The following is a 340-nucleotide window of genomic DNA, read 5'->3' as shown; positions in this document are numbered from 1 at the left end:
CTATATAACTCTCTATTTTTATATTTTCCCATTCCTCCTTATTCCCTTTAAAATCTTTTTGCAAATAAAATAGAAACTCTATCAGTTTTTCTTTTGAATCCACATTATCAATTAAATTATAGATATCCACATTATTCCTCCTTTTATATTTTTTCTACTACCTCTAACTGCTATAGATTCCCCTTAATTTTTAATAATTAAATTACCATTCCTTAGTTCCTTTTGTCTTACTCTTTAATACGTTGTCCTCGCGTCACCTTCACATGCAATAATAGATACCGGGATTACTCACGCTATATAACCTAAGGCGAAGTCTTCAAAGAGACTCCGCCTCTTCTCC

1 protein-coding gene is annotated in these 340 nt (G+C 31.8%); it reads right to left on the bottom strand.

From position 1 onward, the window contains the following. A partial coding sequence (locus tag KVT34_RS33060) for a DUF7660 family protein (protein WP_483311467.1) occupies positions 1–130 on the bottom strand: 130 nt, incomplete at its 3' end. Positions 131–340: the final 210 nt, after the last annotated feature.

The organism is Paenibacillus sp. GbtcB18, assembly GCF_019091125.1.
Lineage (GTDB): Bacteria > Bacillota > Bacilli > Paenibacillales > NBRC-103111 > Paenibacillus_F > Paenibacillus_F chitinolyticus.
This window is presented reverse-complemented; position numbering and strand designations above follow the sequence as displayed.